At 67.5% G+C, this 17394-nt stretch carries 12 protein-coding genes and 2 pseudogenes; 7 read left to right on the top strand and 7 right to left on the bottom strand.

The genetic code is table 11. The features are described from left to right. Nucleotides 1-73 precede the first annotated feature (73 nt). The 4 genes and pseudogenes from N4G47_RS04495 to N4G47_RS04480 all read left to right on the top strand — a co-directional run bounded on the left by N4G47_RS04495 (nt 74) and on the right by N4G47_RS04480 (nt 4783). Entirely contained in the window at nt 74-1483 is a 1410-nt protein-coding gene (locus tag N4G47_RS04495; RefSeq protein WP_475285483.1) for a TolC family protein, read from the top strand. Next, a pseudogene (locus tag N4G47_RS04490) lies at nt 1476-2488 on the top strand (HlyD family secretion protein). Before N4G47_RS04495 ends, N4G47_RS04490 begins: the two are co-directional and overlap by 8 nt. Then, entirely contained in the window at nt 2473-3660 is a 1188-nt protein-coding gene (locus tag N4G47_RS04485; RefSeq protein ID WP_475285481.1) for an ABC transporter permease, read from the top strand. Before N4G47_RS04490 ends, N4G47_RS04485 begins: the two are co-directional and overlap by 16 nt. Continuing rightward, a pseudogene (locus tag N4G47_RS04480) lies at nt 3657-4783 on the top strand (ABC transporter permease). The gene N4G47_RS04485 and the pseudogene N4G47_RS04480 overlap by 4 nt, the downstream one beginning before the upstream one ends. 46 nt (nt 4784-4829) lie before the next feature. Here the strand turns inward: N4G47_RS04480 and N4G47_RS04475 are convergent. From N4G47_RS04475 to N4G47_RS04460, 4 genes are all read right to left on the bottom strand, one after another. After that, nucleotides 4830-5630, bottom strand: a complete 801-nt coding sequence (locus N4G47_RS04475; protein WP_475285479.1) for a hypothetical protein — start codon at nt 5628-5630, stop codon at nt 4830-4832. Beyond that, nucleotides 5627-6205 carry a hypothetical protein gene (locus N4G47_RS04470; protein WP_475285477.1) on the bottom strand — a complete coding sequence of 193 codons (579 nt, stop codon included), beginning with the start codon at nt 6203-6205 and terminating at the stop codon, nt 5627-5629. Before N4G47_RS04470 ends, N4G47_RS04475 begins: the two co-directional genes overlap by 4 nt. 151 nt (nt 6206-6356) lie before the next feature. Continuing rightward, on the bottom strand, nt 6357-6725 hold the full coding sequence (locus tag N4G47_RS04465; RefSeq protein ID WP_014646414.1) for a glycine zipper 2TM domain-containing protein: 369 nt from the start codon (nt 6723-6725) through the stop codon (nt 6357-6359). Nucleotides 6726-6890: 165 nt separating this feature from the next. Next, nucleotides 6891-9113 carry a methyl-accepting chemotaxis protein gene (locus N4G47_RS04460; RefSeq protein ID WP_475285475.1) on the bottom strand — a complete coding sequence of 741 codons (2223 nt, stop codon included), beginning with the start codon at nt 9111-9113 and terminating at the stop codon, nt 6891-6893. Between the two features lie 366 nt (nt 9114-9479). Here N4G47_RS04460 and mutS point away from each other — a divergent pair, with 366 nt between their 5' ends. From mutS to katG, 3 genes are all read left to right on the top strand, one after another. Beyond that, complete coding sequence (mutS, locus tag N4G47_RS04455; protein ID WP_475285473.1) at nt 9480-12071, top strand: DNA mismatch repair protein MutS; 2592 nt, start codon at nt 9480-9482, stop codon at nt 12069-12071. Nucleotides 12072-12228: 157 nt separating this feature from the next. After that, entirely contained in the window at nt 12229-12828 is a 600-nt protein-coding gene (locus tag N4G47_RS04450) for a DUF937 domain-containing protein (RefSeq protein ID WP_475285471.1), read from the top strand. Between the two features lie 141 nt (nt 12829-12969). Then, nucleotides 12970-15207, top strand: coding sequence for a catalase/peroxidase HPI (gene katG / locus N4G47_RS04445; protein ID WP_475285469.1), 2238 nt, complete (start codon nt 12970-12972; stop codon nt 15205-15207). Nucleotides 15208-15343: 136 nt separating this feature from the next. Here the strand turns inward: katG and N4G47_RS04440 are convergent, their stop codons facing one another. The 3 genes from N4G47_RS04440 to N4G47_RS04430 form a co-directional block, all read right to left on the bottom strand. Beyond that, nucleotides 15344-16534 (bottom strand): glycoside hydrolase family 5 protein, encoded by a 1191-nt coding sequence (locus N4G47_RS04440; RefSeq protein ID WP_475285467.1) that lies wholly within the window; start codon nt 16532-16534, stop codon nt 15344-15346. A gap of 157 nt (nt 16535-16691) precedes the next feature. Then, nucleotides 16692-17099: an RNA-binding S4 domain-containing protein gene (locus N4G47_RS04435; RefSeq protein WP_475285466.1), complete on the bottom strand. Its 408-nt coding sequence runs from the start codon at nt 17097-17099 to the stop codon at nt 16692-16694. Nucleotides 17100-17108: 9 nt separating this feature from the next. Next, nucleotides 17109-17348: a hypothetical protein gene (locus N4G47_RS04430; RefSeq protein WP_475285464.1), complete on the bottom strand. Its 240-nt coding sequence runs from the start codon at nt 17346-17348 to the stop codon at nt 17109-17111. Nucleotides 17349-17394 lie beyond the last annotated feature (46 nt).

Genomic DNA, 17394 nt, shown 5'->3' with positions numbered 1-17394 from the left:
ACACGATGACCGCAGACCCGGGCTTCACGCCTTGCGCACTACCGTTTGCGCACTTCTTCACCATTGGGACGGCATGGGCGTGATCGGCCGACGTACAAGGACGCAGCGCGCGAAGGCCGCCCTGGCGCTGGCCCTGCTGGCCTGCCTGCCGCTGGCTGCGCCGGCGCAGGACAACACCGCCGATGCACCGGCATTGGACTGGGAACAGGCGCGGCAACGGCTGGAGCAGGTCTCCGATGCGCTGGCCGCGTCCGATGCAGCGGTACGCAACAAACAGGACCTGCAGGAGGCGACGCGTCTGCTGCGCTTGCCGGAGATCACCGGCGAAGTGCGCCGCCTGCAGTTCCAGAAGACCCTTACCCTGCCGCTGGGCTCGCTGGCGCCGGTGGCCGAGGCCTACGGCATCGACTCGCCGCTGTCGTTCACCGAACGCGACTGGCGCACCCGTCCGGTGGTGACTGCGGTGCTGCCGCTGTACACCGGTGGTGTAATCCCGGCCGCGCAGCGTGCCGCCAGCGCTGCCCACGAACAGGCCGCCGCCGAGCGCGAAGCGCAACGCCAGTCGCTGACCGTGCAGCTGGCCCAGGCTTATTTCGGCCAGCGCCTGGCCGAGCAAGCGGTGGACGTGCGCCGCGATGTGCGCGATGGCCTCAACCGTCACCTGTCCGACGCCGAGAAGCTGGAACGCGCGGGCTTCGCCACCCGTGCGCAGCGCCTGCAGGCCACCGTGGCCCGCGACAAGGCCGAGCGCGAATACCAGAAGACGGTGAACGACCTGGCCACGCTGAAGGCCGCGCTGTCCACGCTGCTGCGCAGTGGCGGCGAGGTGCAGCCGGTGTCGCCGCTGTTCGTGCAGCGCGCGCCGCTGGCCCCCGTCGCCAGCTTCGAGCGCACCGCGCAGGCACGGCAACCGCAGATCGCGCGGTTGCGCGCAATGGTGACCCAGGCCGAACAAGGCGTGCGCGTACAGCAGGCCAAGCTGAAGCCGCAGATCTTCGCCTTCGGCCAGTACGACTTCCGCCGTCGCGACGAAATGCTGACCGATCCGGACTGGGCGTTCGGTATCGGCCTGAAGTACACCTTCCTGTCACCGAACTCGCGGCCGGCGCAGATCAGCGCCGCGCGTGCACAACAGGAACAGGCCGAAGCCGGCCTGCGCGAGGCCGAGAACCAGGTCGCGCTGGGCGTGCGCAAGGCCTGGAACGAACTTGAAACCGCGCGCCAGCAGTTCGTGCTGCTCGACAGCAGCATCGCCCAGGCACAGGAAAACCTGCGCCTGCAGGAACTGGCGTTCCGCGAAGGCCAGGCCACCTCGCTGGATGTGATCGACGCGCGGCTCGGCCTCGGTGGCGCCCGTGTCGAGCGTGCGCAGGCTGCCTACCAATACGATATTGCGCTGGCACAGTTGCTGGAGATCAGTGGACAGATGGACCGTTTCGAAGAGTTCCGGCGGCGTGCGGACGAGGTGATCAACCATGAGTGATGTGCTGCACGACGAAGCGACGACGCCCCCGGCAAGCGCCGGCTGGGACCGATCCTGGTGGTGGTATTGCTGGTCGTGGTGGTGCTCGGCCTGTGGCTGGCCTGGCGCAGCCCGGCCGACCAGATCCAGGGCATGGCCGATGCGGACACCATCAACGTGGCCGCCAAGATCACCGCGCGCGTGGCCGAACTGAAGGTACGCGAGGGTGACCGCGTGCAGCCCGGGCAGGTGCTGTTCCTGCTCGACAGCCCCGAGGTCGCCGCCAAGGAACAGCAGGCACACGGCGCCCTGGCCGCCGCACAGGCAGTGGCCGACAAGGCCGACGAAGGCGCGCGCAGCGAAGACATCCGCGCCGCCGAAGCAAACTGGAAGCGCGCCGAAGCCGGTGCGACGCTGGCCGAGGCCACCTACCAGCGCGTGCAGAACCTGTTCAACGAAGGGGTGATGACCCGGCAGAAGCGCGATGAAGCGCATGCCCAGGCCACCAGTTCGCGCGAACTGGCGCGTGCCGCCCGCGCGCAGTACGACATGGCATTGGCCGGCGCGCGCGAGCAGGACAAGCGCGCCGCGCAGGGCCAGGTGCAGCAGGCGCAGGGCGCGGTGGCCGAGGTCAACGCCGCACGTGCCGAAGTGGAAGGGCGCGCGCCGGTGGCGGGCGAGATCAACAAGCGCATGGCCGACCCGGGCGAACTGGTGCCGGCCGGCTACCCGGTGTTCACCCTGGTCGACATCGATCGCATGTGGGTGGCGATGAACCTGCGCGAATCGCAGATGCAGGGCCTGAAGGTCGGCAGCAAGCTGCGCGGCAACGTGCCGGCGCTTGGGCAGGACGGCGAGTTCGAGGTCTATTTCATCAACCCGGCCGGTGACTATGCAACCTGGCGTACCACCCGCCAGTCGTCCGGCTACGACGTTCGCAGCTTCGAGGTGCGGGTGCGCCCGGTACGCCGCATCGAGGGCTTCCGCCCCGGCATGAGCGTGCTGTTCGCATGGCCCCAGCACTGAGCCCCGACCGCGACGGCTTCGCCGCTTCGTGGCGGCGCGAGCTGCGTGCGCTGCGCGGCAACCGTGCCGACCTGATGCTGGTCACCCTGCTGCCGCTGCTGATGCTGGTGGTGATGGCGTGGATGTTCACCCCGTCGGTGATGCGCGATATCCCCATTGCCGTGGTCGACCTCGACCACAGCAGCGACAGCCGGCTGTTGCTGCGCATGCTCGATGCCAGCCCCGGCGTACGCATCGCCAGCCAGCCTACGGACATGGAGGACGCGCGTTCGCAGCTGCGCCGCCTGGACGTGTTCGCGATCGTGCTGGTGCCGCGCGATGTCACCCGCCAGGCGCTGCGTGGCCGCCAGGGAACGGTGTTCGCCTATTACAACGCCACCTACATGACCACCGGGCAGTCCGCCGCGCGTGATATCGGCGATGCGGTCTCGGCCTGGAACGCACGCCTGCTGCGCGAGCGCATCGGCCTGCAGGTCGGCCCGGGCAAACTGCGTGCCGCACCGATCGCGGTGCAGTCGGACATCCTCTACAACCCGGCACGCAGCTACGAATTGTTCCTGCTGCCGCTGATCTTCCCGGCGGCGCTGTCGCTGGTGCTGGCACTGGCCGTGGCCGGCAGCCTCGGCCGCGAGATCCGCGATGGCACCCTGCCCGCCTGGCTGGGCGGCACGCCATGGTCGGCGATTGCCGGCAAGGTCGCGTCGTACATCCTGCTGTTCTCGCTGTATGGCGCGCTCGGGCTGGGCTACCTCGCCTGGTTGCGCGGCGATGGCGTGGCCGGCAGCGTGCTGCTGTTGTTGCTCGCGCAGCCGCTGTTCTACCTCGCCACCGCCGCCTACGCGCTGTTCTTCGTCGGCATCACCCGCGACATGGGCACCGCACTGTCCGCCGTGGGCCTCAGCATCGGCACCGCGCTGGCGTTCTCCAGCGCCACCTTCCCGGTGCTGGACGGTCCGTTGTTCACCCGTGTCTGGCATCAGCTGCTGCCGCTCAGTGCCTACATCAAGCTGCAGACCCAGCAGCAGTTCGTCGGCTCGCCGCTGCTGGTCTCGTTGTGGCCACTGGCTACGCTGCTGCTGATGTCCCTGGTGGCGGGCGGCATCGGCGGAATGCGCCTGATCGCCTTCTCGCGTACGCCCGAAGCCGCACAGCCTGCGGGGGCCGACGCATGAGTGCAGTGTGGCGCAGCCTGCGGCAGACCTTGATGGCGGTGCTGTGCGACCGCTACGCGATCGTGGTGATGGTCGGTGCGGTCATCCTGTACTCGTTCTTCTACCCGGCCGCGTATCGCCACCAGGTGGCCGGCAACCTGCCGGTGCTGGTAGTGGACGAAGACCACAGCGCCACCAGCCGCGAACTGCTGCGCAAGCTCGACGCGCTGCGGGTTGCCCGTGTGGTCGGACAACCGGCCGACATCGACAGCGCACGCCAGCAGCTGGAAGCCGGCCACGCCGAGGGCATCGTGCTGATCCCGGCCAACCTGGAGCGCGACATCCTGCGTGGGCACCCGGCCAAGCTGGTGCTGCTCGGCAACGGCGCCTACCTGGGCCGCGCCAGCTGGGTGCTGGGCAGCGTGGCCGATGCACTGGGCGCGTTCGGGCGGGATGCGGTGGTCGGACAGGCCGCCTTCATGGGCGCACCGCAGGCACCGCCGGTCACGCTGGTGCAGCGCCCGCTGTACAACACCCAGGAAGGCTATGGCAGCGCCATCGTGCCCGGCGTGGCCGAGCTGATCGTGCACCAGACCCTGCTGATGGGCATCGGCGTGCTGCTCGGCGGCCGCCGCCTCGCGCTGGGGCGGCGACTGCGCTTCGACCTGCCGACGCTGACCGGCATGGCATTGGGCTTCGGCCTGATCGGTCTGTTCGGGCTGTTCTACTACGCCGGTTTCACCGCCTGGGTGCAGGACTATCCGCGCGGCGGCAATCCGCTGGGCCAGCTGCTGGGGGCACCTTGTTCATCGCCGCCACGGTGGCGTTCGGCCTGTTCGTCGGCAGCTTCTTCCGCACCCGCGAACGCGCGTTCCAGTACATCATCGCCACCTCGATCCCGCTGTTCTTCCTGGCCAACCTGTCGTGGCCGGCAGTGATGACGCCGCAACCGCTGGTCTGGCTGGCGCAGCTGCTGCCGACCACCTCCGGCATCAACCTGATGGTGCGCCTGAACCAGATGGACGCCCGCCTGGCCGACGTCAGCCACGAACTGATCACCCTCACCGCCCTGCTCGTGGTCTACGGCAGCCTCGCCGCCCACCGCCTCCTCGCCCAAAAGGAGACGGAGGGGATTAAGTCGTAAACGGCAAGATTCGGCGATTGCGACTTAATCCCCTCCGTCCCCTTTCTCAGGGGTCTGGGGCGTACCAGAACGGGATGCGGTACTCGCGGCGACGATCGCCTCCGCGCGTGCCGCCCTCCGCATTCCATACCAGCGACAGATCATGCCGCCCCGGCGCCAGCCCTGCCGTTGGCAGATAGCCCACCAGGCCACGCATGTCGAGGTCGCGACGCTCCATCGGCATGAAATCGTGCAGATCCACCGGCGTACCGTCCAGCTGCACCTGCCATAGCCGCGACAGGCACTCCACTGCCGTATTGGCCGCCTGCATGCCGGTCGCTTCGTTGCGAGCGCCCGGCAGCGCGGTGCAGTGCTGGCGCGCCAGCGGGTTGTCACGCTGCGGCCGATGCGGAATGAACACGCGCAGTCGCGCACCACTGATCGTGTCGGACGGAATCATCGGATACGGCAACAGCTGATCGTGCGCGGAGCGCAGCGACTCGTAGTGCGCACTCAGCATGCCGTGTTCGACCGCTTCATCGGTCATCACCTGATAACGGTTGAACAGCGAGAACTTCAGCGAACCCAGCACCTGCACCCCGCCCAGCACCATCGCCACCATCACCGCCAGCAGGTAGGCCACCATGAACGAGCGCGAGCGCAGGTTGCTCTGCAACGTCAACTGCATCGCCTGCATCAGACGCAGCAGAGGAACACGCTGCATGGCCCCCAGAAAACGTTGCAGCCAGCGCTGCTGACGGTCGGAGGACTGGCCACGCCGCTGCCGGCGTGCAATGGCACGTTCCAGCACCGCCGGCACCAGCGCGAGTGCGAACAGGCTGGTCAGCACCGTTGCCACCACCGTCATGCCGACGCGCTCCGCCCCCCGGCCAGTGCGCCGATCGCCATCGCCGCGCACAGCGTGAGCACGGCGACCACCAGGGTGCCCGCCAGCGTCTGCACCGCCAGCAGCGTGGTGGAGAAAAGCAGCGTGGCCAGGCGGTCGGCGCGCTCGATGCTGCCGTCCAGGCCGCCGTCGCGGGCCTTGAGGAACGCACGCGACACCGGGCCCATCTGCTGCAGCCGCTCCCAGTCGATGCCCTTGGGAAAGTGCGATTTCAACCCGATCAGCCCGATCCAGTAGCCGCGCACGGTCAGGTGCGCGATCAGCGCCACCGCCAGTACGTAGCACATGCCGACGCTGATGCTGAAACCAAACCAGAGCACCTGGAAGTACATGCCTTCGGTGTGCAGGCTGCTGCGCGCCCAGGCATCGAACAGGTAGCCGGGCACCGCCAACAGTGCGAACGCCAGCAGGCCGGAGATGAACAATTCCAGCTCATCGGTGCGCTCACGCAGGCGGCCGAAGCGCGCTGTCGCTTCCGGTGCTGGATCGACCTCGGCAACCGGCGCGCGCGACTCAGCCAGGGGTGATTCGTTCACAGGGCGTTCATCCGTTGAGGTCGGCGCAGTATAGACACCGCGCCGCGCCCCGCGATACGGGACCACTCAACGACGAACGCCGGCACGGGGCCGGCGTTCGGAACCTACGTACTGCGCAATGCTGCGGAAGGGGCTGCGCGGGTGCAGGCAATCAGCGGTAGACGCGCTCGCAGCGGCGTTCGACCACGCGATCGCCGTTCTTCTGCTGGCTGTTGCCCTGGATCTGCCGGCCCGCCGCACCACCGGCCACGGCACCAGCCACGGTGGCGAGCTTCTTGCCGTTGCCGCCACCCACCTGGTTGCCCAGCAGGCCACCAATCACCGCACCGGTCGCCGTGCCGGCAATACGGTTGGGATCGCGCGAGTTGCGCTGCACTTCCACGTTCTTGCAGACCACGCGGCTGCCATCGTTGAAACGGCGTCCCTCATCGCGCGGGCCATAGGTCTGGGCTCCGGCCACCGACGATGCCGCCAGCAGCGTGCCCAGCACAAGCAATCGGGTCGAGGTCTTCATGGCCATCTCCAAGGTTGCGGTATGTCGCAAGTCTCCTCCCGAGGGCGACAACCGGAAGTGAAATGCGCGTGTCCGCCACCTGATCGGCCATGCCGCGTTCAGGAACAAAGGTGCGCCCACCGCGATCAGCCATCGCGATGGGCGCCGTCTCCCTGCCGGCATGTGCTACCGCTAGAACTCTTCCCAGCCACCTGCATTGGCGGCCAACGTCTGCTCGATGCGTGGCGACAGCGCCGCCGGTCGTCGCACCGGCGCGACCGAGGCGGCCACTGCGGCCAGCGCGCGCGGAACCGATGTGGCCGCAGCCAACGCACCGGTTCGGAACACGGCCACAGCCTCGGACAGCAGGTTGGCCTGCTCCGCCATCGAGCGTGCGGCGGCACTGGCTTCTTCCACCAGCGCTGCATTCTGCTGCGTGGTCTCGTCCATCTGCACCACCGCCTGGTTGACCTGCTCGATGCCCGAACTCTGCTCCTGCGAGGCCGCGGAAATGTCGGCCATGATGTCGGTCACGCGCTGCACCGAGGCCACGATCTCGCCCATGGTGGTGCCCGCCTGGCGTACCAGCGCCGACCCATCGGCCACCTTGCCCACCGAATCCTCGATCAGCCCCTTGATCTCCTTGGCCGCCCCCGCCGAGCGCTGCGCCAGCGTGCGCACTTCGCTGGCGACGACCGCAAAGCCACGGCCCTGCTCACCGGCACGCGCGGCCTCCACCGCCGCGTTGAGCGCCAGGATGTTGGTCTGGAAGGCGATGCCATCGATCACACTGATGATCTCGGCGATCTTTTTCGAAGCGGCTTCGATGGCGGACATCGTGATTACCACCTGGCCGACCACATCGCCGCCCTGCGTCGCCACGCCATGCGCGCCGATGGCCAGCTGGTTGGCCTGGCGCGCGTGCTCGGCGTTCTGCTTGACGGTGGACGTCAGCTCCTCCATCGATGCGGCGGTCTCTTCCAGGTTGGCCGCCTGCTGCTCGGTGCGCCGCGACAGATCGGTATTGCCGGCGGCGATCTCGCCTGCGGCCAGGGTGATGCTCGATGCACTGGACTGGATGCGCCCGACGATCTGCTTGAGCTGATCGACGGTGGCATTGCAGTCGTCCCGCATGCGCGCGAACACGCCATGGAAGTCACCTTCCATGCGCACGGTCAGGTCGCCGCGCGAGATCGCCTGCAGCAGGGTCGAGACCTGTACCAGATTCTCGTCGGTGGTCTGCATCAGCCGGTTCAACCCGGCCACCATGTCACCAAACTCGTAGGAGAAGCGCGCTTCATCACCGCGCTGGCTGAAATCGCCAGCGGCCGCTGCAGTCGCCAGCCGGCGGATCTCGCCATTGATCGCCGACAGGCTGCGCTTGGTCTCGTCCATGGCCTGGGTGATCGCCGCCTTCTCGCCCGGCAACGGATCCATGTCCACCGACAAGTCACCGCGCGCGTAGTGCTTCATCACCTCGATCAAGCGGTTCTGCACCTGTACGTGCGAGCCCACCAGGGCATTGGTCTCGTGCACCATGCGTCCGTAGTCGCCCGGGAACGCGCTCTCGTCCATGCGATAGCTGAGACTTCCCGCATCGTGCTGGCGGGCCAGCTCGCCCTGTGCCGCCATCACCGCCTGCACCTGGGCCTGCATGCGCTGCATCGACTTCAGCAGCTGGGTCACCTCATCGTTGCCCGAGGCGTCGATGGCGGTGTCCAGGCGTCCGCTGGCGATACCGTCGGCCAGCTTCACCGCCCCCGCCAGCGGGCGGGTCAGGCTGCGGGTAATCGCCCAGGCCGCCAATGACCCCAGCAGCAGGCTCAGTGCACCAAATACCATCGACAGCGTGCCGGTCCAGGCCTCGGTGGCGCGATATTCTTCGCGGCTGCGCGCGGTCAGCGATTCCTGGTGGCGCAGCAGCGCGGAAATGGATTCATTCCACGCGGTCGCCAGACCATGCTCGGCCAGCAGTTCGCGGGCGGCACCGTCGAAATCACCGGCCTTCATGCGTGCATGCAGCTGCCCGGTGGAAACCTCGGTAGCCTTGCGCGCCGCCTCGATTTTCGCCACCAGCGCATCGCCGGTGGCGTCGCGCGGAATCTTGACGTAACGCGCCCATATACCGTCGTAGGTATGCGACAGCTGCAGGGCCTGCTGATAATCCTTGTCGAAATCCTCGCCGCGCTTGATCACCATCAACCGCCGGTGCATCAGCATTGCGTTGTTGGTATCGAGCATGTCGTTCAACAGCCGCATCTTCACCATGTTCACGTCCACCACCTTTTCGAACTGGGCGGACTTGAGGTGATTTCCATACAGCACCAGGCCGACAATGGCCAGGATGAACAGGAGCAGCAGACCAAACCCGGCACCCAGCCGGGAACCCACACGGAGGTTGCGTAAGGCGAGCATCTCAATTCCCTTGATCATGGCCGTACGATCGATGGCGGCGTGACCGGGAGAATCTTTAAGAGATTTTCTGCATAAACCTTGAAGAGAATCCTGAACTGTGCGGAGCGGCCTGGAAAATAGTCCTGATACCCGCATTCATAATTCCAGTGAATACCCTTGAGGCGGATACCGGAAATCCCCGACGCGCGATCGCCGTGGAGGGGCCCAGCCACCCTCGGCAGATTGCACCGGCAGCGGCCTGATGCGCCTTGCGGCCCGGCATCGGTACCGGCACCCGGGTGCCCCAGCAGTTACCATGGACGGCCCTGTCCCTGCTCCGCCGCCGCAGCCTTCCGGCGCGGCCGGATGCCCCGATCCACGAGTCCCATGTCCAAAGACAAGTCCGCCGAACACACCCCGCTGATGAAGCAGTTCTTTGCAGCCAAGTCCGACTACCCGGATCTGCTGCTGTTCTTCCGCATGGGCGACTTCTACGAGCTGTTCTACGACGATGCACGCAAGGCCGCGCGCCTGCTCGACATCACCCTGACCCAGCGCGGCAGTTCCGGCGGCGCGCCGATCCCAATGGCCGGTGTGCCGGTGCATGCCTACGAGGGCTATCTGGCACGGCTGGTGGCGCTTGGCGAGTCGGTGGCCATCTGCGAGCAGATCGGCGATCCGGCGCTGGCCAAGGGTCTGGTCGAACGCAAGGTAGTGCGCATCGTCACCCCTGGCACGGTCACCGATGAGGCGCTGCTGGACGAGCGCCGCGACACCCTGCTGATGGCCCTGTCGCGTACCCGCCAGGGCTACGGCCTGGCCTGGGCCGACCTGGCCGGTGGTCGTTTCCTGGTCAACGAAGTGGAGACCGACGACGCGCTGGAAGCCGAACTGGCGCGCCTGGAGCCGGCCGAACTGCTGGTACCCGACGAAGAGAACTGGCCGGAGTTCCTGCGCCAGCGCACCGGCGTGCGCCGCCGCGCACCGTGGCTGTTCGACGCCGACAGCGGCCGCCGCCAGCTGCTGGCCTTCTTCAAGCTGCATGACCTGAGCGGTTTCGGCATCGACGACAAGCCGCGCGCCACCGCCGCGGCCGGCGCCCTGCTGGGCTATGTGGAGGAAACCCAGAAGCAGCGCCTGCCGCACCTGACCTCGATCGCGATGGAAACCGCCGGCGAGGCGATCGCGATGAACGCCGCCACCCGCCGCCACCTGGAGCTGGATACGCGCGTCGACGGCGATACCCGCAACACCCTGCTGGGCGTGCTCGACAGCACGGTGACGCCGATGGGCGGCCGCCTGCTGCGGCGCTGGCTGCATCGTCCGCTGCGCCTGCGCGAGGTGCTGGTGCAGCGCCATCACGCCGTGGAAACCCTGATTGATCGCGGCAGCGACGCCGACATCCGCGAGCAGTTCCGCCGCCTGGGCGATCTGGAGCGCATCCTCACCCGCGTGGCGCTGCGCTCGGCGCGCCCGCGCGACTTCTCCACCCTGCGCGATGGCCTGGGCCTGCTGCCGGCTGTGCGCGAGGTGCTGGCACCGCTGGATTCGCCGCGCCTGCAGACCCTGCACGCCGCGCTCGGCGAGCACGACGAATGCGCGCACCTGCTGGCGAGTGCGATTGCCGAAATGCCACCGCTGAAGCTGAGCGATGGCGGCGTGCTGGCTGATGGCTTCGACGAAGAACTGGACGAACTGCGCCGTCTGTCGACCCACGCCGACCAGTTCCTGGTCGACCTGGAACAGCGCGAACGCGAAAGCAGCGGCATTCCCACCCTGAAGGTGGGCTACAACCGCGTGCACGGCTACTACATCGAAATCAGCAAGGGCCAGTCCGACCGCGCACCGGTGCACTACACCCGCCGGCAGACGTTGACCAATGCCGAGCGCTACATCACCGAAGAACTGAAAGCGTTCGAGGACAAGGTGCTGTCCGCGCGCGACCGTTCGTTGTCGCGCGAGAAGTACCTCTACGAACAACTGCTCGACACGCTGGGCAGCCGGCTGGAACCGCTGAAGCAGTGTGCGGCTGCGCTGAGCGAACTGGACGTGCTGGCCGCCTTCGCCGAGCGCGCACAGGCGCTGGACTGGGCACGCCCGGAACTGCAGGCCGAGCCGTGCCTGAAGATCGAACGCGGCCGCCACCCGGTGGTCGAGGCGGTGCGCGAACAGCCGTTCGAACCCAACGATCTGGACCTGCATCCAGACCATCGCATGCTGGTCATCACCGGCCCGAACATGGGCGGCAAGTCGACCTACATGCGGCAGAACGCGCTGATCGTGCTGCTGGCCCACATCGGCAGCTTCGTGCCGGCCAGCCGCGCATTGATCGGCCCGATCGACCGCATCCTCACCCGCATCGGCGCCGGCGACGACCTGGCGCGCGGGCAATCCACCTTCATGGTGGAAATGGCCGAAACCAGCTACATCCTGCACCATGCCAGCGCGAACTCGCTGGTGCTGATGGACGAGATCGGCCGTGGCACCTCCACCTATGACGGCCTGGCGCTGGCCGACGCGGTGGCCCGCCACCTGGCCTACCAGAACCGCTGCTACACGCTGTTTGCCACCCACTACTTCGAACTGACCGCGCTGGCCGACGAACAGCACGAGGGCGGCCGCAGCGGCATTGCCAACGTGCACCTGGACGCGGTCGAGCATGGCGAGGCGCTGGTGTTCATGCACGCGGTCAAGGACGGCCCGGCCAACCGCAGCTTCGGCCTGCAGGTGGCGGCGCTGGCCGGCCTGCCGCGGGCGACCGTGGCGCAGGCGCGTCGTCGCCTGGCCGAGCTGGAACAGCGTGGCGGTGAAAGCCACGCGGCCGAACTGGCACCGCAGGCACTGGACGCACCGCAGCAGTTCGGCCTGTTCAGCGCACCGTCCAGCAAGGCGCAGGAAGCGCTGGCGGCGATCGATCCGGACGAGTTGACCCCGAAGCAGGCGCTTGAGGCGCTGTACCGGTTGAAGACGTTGTTGTAACGGCGTCGGCAGGTCAGGAGCAGCCGAGCCTGGGCTCGGCTCTACCTGGAATCGGCCCCATCCTGCAGCGCCGAGCCCTGCTCGGCTGCCTTCGCATTCCCGTAGTGCACGCAGCGTTATGCTCGGCCAGTCCTTCCTTCACAGAACGGAGACTGCCATGAACACCGAATCGCTTGCTGCATCCCTCTTCCAGCAGCTGCAGCAGGGCCAGGGCCTGCAGCAGGTGTCCCAGCAACTCGGCCTGGACAGCAGCCAGACCACCCAGGCGGTCGGCAGCGCCCTGCCCCTGCTGCTCGGTGCGATGGGACAGAACGCCAGTGAGCCACAGGGCGCGCAGTCGCTGCTCAACGCGTTGCAGCGCGACCACAGCGGTGGCGGCGGCTTCGACCTGGGCGGCATCCTGGGCGCGGTGATGGGCGGCGGTGGCAGCGGCGCCACCGATGGCGGCGGCATCCTCGGCCACGTATTCGGTGGCCAGCAACCGCAGGCGGCACAACTGCTCGGGCAGAAGACCGGCCTCGACAGCGGCACCTCGGGCAAGCTGCTGGCGATCCTCGCCCCCATCGTCATGTCCTTCCTGGCCCAACGCTTCGCCCAGGGCGGCAACGCAGGCCAGCTGAGCCAGGCACTGGGCCAGGAAACGCAACAGACCGGCGGCATCGGCAGCCTGCTCGGCGGCGTACTGGACCAGGACGGCGACGGCCAGTTCGGAGCCAGCGATCTGATGAAGCTGGGCGCGGGCCTGCTCAAGCGCTGATCACGCACAGGCGTGCGCGGCCATCTATAGGCATCCACTATCGCAGCGGTTGAATCAATCGAATTTACCCATTGGTAGGCGCCGCCTATGGTGGTCAGGCCTCCCCGATTCCACCTTTCGCCAGTCCACAGGTAGAGACCCATGAAAAGCGAAGCGAAGTGCCCGTTCAACCATGCCGTCGTCGGCGACGCGACGACCAACCGCGACTGGTGGCCGAACCAGTTGCGCGTGGACCTGCTCAACCAGCATTCGGCGCGCTCCAACCCGCTCGATGCCGGCTTCGATTACGCCAAGGCCTTCAAGGGGCTGGACTACGCTGCGCTGAAGGCGGACCTGAAGGCGCTGATGACCGATTCGCAGGACTGGTGGCCGGCCGACTTCGGGCACTACGGCGGCCTGTTCATCCGCATGGCCTGGCACAGTGCCGGCACCTACCGCATCGGCGACGGCCGTGGCGGCGGCGGCCGTGGCCAGCAGCGCTTCGCACCGCTCAACAGCTGGCCGGACAATGTCAGCCTGGACAAGGCCCGGCGCCTGCTGTGGCCGATCAAGCAGAAGTACGGCCAGGCCATTTCCTGGGCCGATCTGCTCATCCTCACCGGCAACGTCGCGCTGGAATCGATGGGGTTCAAGACGTTGGGCTTCGCCGGCGGCCGCCCCGACACCTGGGAGCCGGACCAGGATGTGTACTGGGGCCGCGAGACCACCTGGTTGGGCGGCGACGTGCGCTACAAGCATGGCTCGGAAGGCGTTGAAGAGAACCATGGCGTGCTGGTGTCCGATGACGACGCCGACGGCGACGTGCATTCGCGCAAGCTGGAAAACCCGCTGGCTGCGGTGCAGATGGGCCTGATCTACGTCAATCCGGAAGGCCCGGATGGCAACCCGGATCCGGTGCTGGCCGCGCATGACATCCGCGATACCTTCGGCCGCATGGCCATGGACGACGAGGAGACCGTCGCGCTGATCGCCGGTGGCCACAGCTTCGGCAAGACCCACGGTGCCGGCCCGGCCGACAACGTCGGCAAGGAACCGGAAGCCGCCGGCCTGGAAAACCAGGGACTGGGCTGGGCCAGCAGCTTCCGTAGCGGCAAGGGCGGCGATGCCATCACCAGCGGCCTGGAAGTGACCTGGACGCGTACCCCGGCGCAGTGGAGCCACGACTTCTTCGAAATCCTGTTCGGCAACGAGTGGGAACTGAGCAAGAGCCCGGCCGGTGCGCACCAGTGGGTGGCCAAGAATGCCGACGCGGTGATTCCCGACGCGCACGATCCGTCGAAGAAGCACCGCCCCACCATGCTCACCACCGACCTGTCGCTGCGCATGGATCCGGCCTACGAAAAGATCTCGCGCCGGTTCCTCGCCGAGCCGCAGGCCTTCGCCGATGCCTTCGCCCGCGCCTGGTTCAAGCTGACCCACCGCGACATGGGCCCGCGCGCGCGTTACCTCGGCCCGGAAATTCCGGCCGAACAGTTCATCTGGCAGGACCCGCTGCCGGAAGCACAGCACCCGCTGATCGATGCCAGGGACATCGCCGCACTGAAGCAGCAGATCGCCGCAGCGGGCCTGAGCGTGGCCGAGCTGGTCTCCACCGCATGGGCGTCGGCCTCGACCTTCCGTGGTTCGGACAAGCGCGGCGGCGCCAATGGTGCACGCATCCGCCTGGCGCCGCAGAAGGACTGGGCGGTGAACCAGCCGCAGCAGCTGGCCAAGGTGCTGGCCGCGCTGGAAAAGGTGCAGGCCAGCTTCAATGCCGGCGGCAAGCACGTCTCACTGGCCGACCTGATCGTGCTGGCCGGTGGCGTGGGTGTCGAACAGGCCGCCAAGGCCGGTGGTCATGAGGTCAGTGTGCCGTTCACCCCGGGCCGCACCGATGCCAGCCAGGAACAGACCGACGTCGAATCGTTCGCGGTGCTGGAGCCGGCCGCCGATGGCTTCCGCAATTACCTGAAGGGCGCCTACAGCGTGCCGGGTGAGGCGCTGCTGATCGACAAGGCGCAGCTGCTGACGCTGACCGCGCCGGAGATGACCGCACTGGTCGGCGGCCTGCGCGTGCTCGGTACCAACGCCGACGGCGGCAAGCACGGCGTGTTCACCGCGCGCCCAGGCACGCTCAGCAACGACTTCTTCGTCAACCTGCTGGACATGGGCACGCAGTGGAAGGCCACCGGCCGTGAAAGCTATGAAGGCCGTGGCCGCAACGACGGTGCTGCACGCTGGACGGGTACCCGCGCCGACCTGGTGTTCGGCTCCAATGCGGTGCTGCGCGCACTGGCCGAGGTCTATGCCAGCGCCGATGGCGAGAAGAAGTTCGTGCAGGATTTCATCGCCGCCTGGACCCGGGTGATGGAGCTGGACCGCTACGACCTGCACGGTTGACGTGCCTCGGTAGGTGCCAACCTTGGTTGGCACATCCAGTCGCCCACCACGGTGGGCGACTACCAGAGCGATCCGACGGCGGCCATGACCCGGTAGATGCCAACCTTGGTTGGCATGCGGCGCAGCGGCGGCGTGCTCAACGCGCCCCGTCTTTCAACCGCTGCAGGATCGGCGCGAACAGCGGCGCCTGCATCGAACGCGGTGGCTGCACAGGCTCACCCTTCTCCACCGCCTGCCAGTACGAGCCCGGCAGCGCCGTGTCGCCCAGCTCGTAGTCCATGCCGTCCCAACCGTCTTCGCGGAAGGCGTAGAAGGCCCAGTGAACCCGCTGCTGCTCGGCCACGGCCAGCACGTCGCGCAGATAGCGGGCACAGTCCGGCCAGCGCCGCATGCAGCCGAACTCACCGATTACCATGCGGTTGGCGCCGATGCCGTGGGTCCTGGCCCAGTCCATCGGCTGCTGCAGGTACGCCTGCACGCGCGCGGCCTCCCAGCGTTCACTGTGCTCACCGAACGGCACCAGGCCCGGATACCGGTATGGCGTGGCGCGCTTCTGGTTCGGCGCACTGGTCGCCGCATACGGCTCGTACATGTGCACGCTGTAGAGCAGCCGGGCGTCGGCCAACGGCGCTGGCCAGTAGTTGAATCCATCGGCGGCGGCATACCAGCCCGCATCCAGCATCAACGGCATGTCCGCATCGACCGCGCGGATGCTGGCGATCAACTCCGAGTAGAAGCGGCGCAGATCGCGCGGACCGTCCTGCACCCCGGCGTACCACTGTCGCATGGCATCGGTTGAGGCATGTTCGGCCAGGCCTGCACCGTACTCCGGCACCGGCTCGTTGATCAGGTTGTAGGCCGCCAGCGCGGGATGCCCCTTCAATGCCGTGGCCAGGTCATGCCAGAAGCGCTGCGCCGGCAGATGGTTGTCCATCGACTGCCACAGCCGCTGGTCGACCACGCCATTGTTCTTCTGCTTCCAGCGCAGCAGGGGCAGCGACAACGGCACCAGTACCACCTTCAGGCCCGAGGCATTGGCGTCATCCAGCGCACGCCGCAGGATGGCCACGTCGGCCTGTACCAGCCCCTGGTAGCGGTCGGCATCGCCCATAAGGAAGTCGCGGCCGCCGGCACTTTTCCACTTGTCCGGGCTCAGCCGGACCCAGGTCGCGCCGGTGTCCCGCAGCGCCTGGAAGTAGGCACGGTCAGGCGGGTTCTCGTTGAAGCTGTTGCCTCCGCGCTGCGGCGTATCCCAGAAGGTGATGTCGGCGGCGAACGCCGGGGCAGCGGCGAGGGTCAGGCACAGCAGGCTGTGGCGCAGGCGCATTGCGATCTTCCATGAGAAGGAAGAGCCAACCTGCGGGGCGCAAGCCGAACGGTGGCTGAGCGCGCGCGGCACAGCGCACGCCGCGCGGCCATGAACCGGTAGATGCCAACCTTGGTTGGCAGCCAGCCACAACGCCCACCAAGGTGGGCAACTACCGTCACAGCGCGTCGATGTCACCCAGGGCGCGGATCAATCGCCGCGCACGCTTGTCTGGCTTGTGCTCCGGTGGCTGGAACCCGTCACGGGCGGCCATGCGCAGCGCACGCTGTTCTGCGCGCCGCGCCCTGGACGCCTCGCTCTCGGCATACAGCTGCTGTGCGGCCGGCGCGGGTCCGCGCTGATCGCTCAGGCCCAGCACCTGGATCTCGAAATGCTCCTCGCCGCGATCCACCTGCAGCTGCTCGCCCACGCGCACCGCGCGCGAGGATTTCGGGCGCTGCCCGGCCACGCTGACCTTGCCGGTTTCGATGGCCTGCTTGGCCAGGCTGCGGGTCTTGAAGAAACGGGCCGCCCACAACCAGATGTCCAGGCGGACACTGGGCGACAGCGGGGAAAGCTCGGGCATGGGGCGAAACTACTCCGGTGGCTTGTTCAAAGGACGTGGATTGTCCGGGTCGACACGGCAGCCGGTGCCGCCGATCAAGGGCCGCACGCCGGACGCCAGATCCTGGCGCTGGCTGCCCACCAGGCATTCGGGTCGGTCGGTCGGCCGGATCTGGGTATCACCCAACCGGTCGTCCATCGAACATGCGGCCAGTGCGGCGCCGATCAAGGCCAGCGCTACGCGCCACGTCACCTGCAGTCGTTGATGCATTGCCACATCCCGCAAACCGGCTTGGTGCTAGTGTGCGCCTCCCGGG

The organism is Stenotrophomonas sp. GSD10 (assembly GCF_056172695.1).
Note: the sequence above shows the minus strand (reverse complement) of the source record. Positions and strands in the feature narration are given on the sequence as shown.

Excerpts from the sequence above, each read along its gene's own strand:
- N4G47_RS04495 (WP_475285483.1), top strand. The coding sequence starts at position 74 with ATGGGCGTGATCGGCCGACGTACAAGGACGCAGCGCGCGAAGGCCGCC.
- N4G47_RS04485 (WP_475285481.1), top strand. The coding sequence starts at position 2,473 with ATGGCCCCAGCACTGAGCCCCGACCGCGACGGCTTCGCCGCTTCGTGG.
- N4G47_RS04475 (WP_475285479.1), bottom strand. The coding sequence starts at position 5,630 with ATGACGGTGGTGGCAACGGTGCTGACCAGCCTGTTCGCACTCGCGCTG.
- N4G47_RS04465 (WP_014646414.1), bottom strand. The coding sequence starts at position 6,725 with ATGGCCATGAAGACCTCGACCCGATTGCTTGTGCTGGGCACGCTGCTG.
- N4G47_RS04460 (WP_475285475.1), bottom strand. The coding sequence starts at position 9,113 with ATGCTCGCCTTACGCAACCTCCGTGTGGGTTCCCGGCTGGGTGCCGGG.
- mutS (WP_475285473.1), top strand. The coding sequence starts at position 9,480 with ATGTCCAAAGACAAGTCCGCCGAACACACCCCGCTGATGAAGCAGTTC.
- N4G47_RS04450 (WP_475285471.1), top strand. The coding sequence starts at position 12,229 with ATGAACACCGAATCGCTTGCTGCATCCCTCTTCCAGCAGCTGCAGCAG.
- katG (WP_475285469.1), top strand. The coding sequence starts at position 12,970 with ATGAAAAGCGAAGCGAAGTGCCCGTTCAACCATGCCGTCGTCGGCGAC.
- N4G47_RS04440 (WP_475285467.1), bottom strand. The coding sequence starts at position 16,534 with ATGCGCCTGCGCCACAGCCTGCTGTGCCTGACCCTCGCCGCTGCCCCG.
- N4G47_RS04435 (WP_475285466.1), bottom strand. The coding sequence starts at position 17,099 with ATGCCCGAGCTTTCCCCGCTGTCGCCCAGTGTCCGCCTGGACATCTGG.
- N4G47_RS04430 (WP_475285464.1), bottom strand. The coding sequence starts at position 17,348 with ATGCATCAACGACTGCAGGTGACGTGGCGCGTAGCGCTGGCCTTGATC.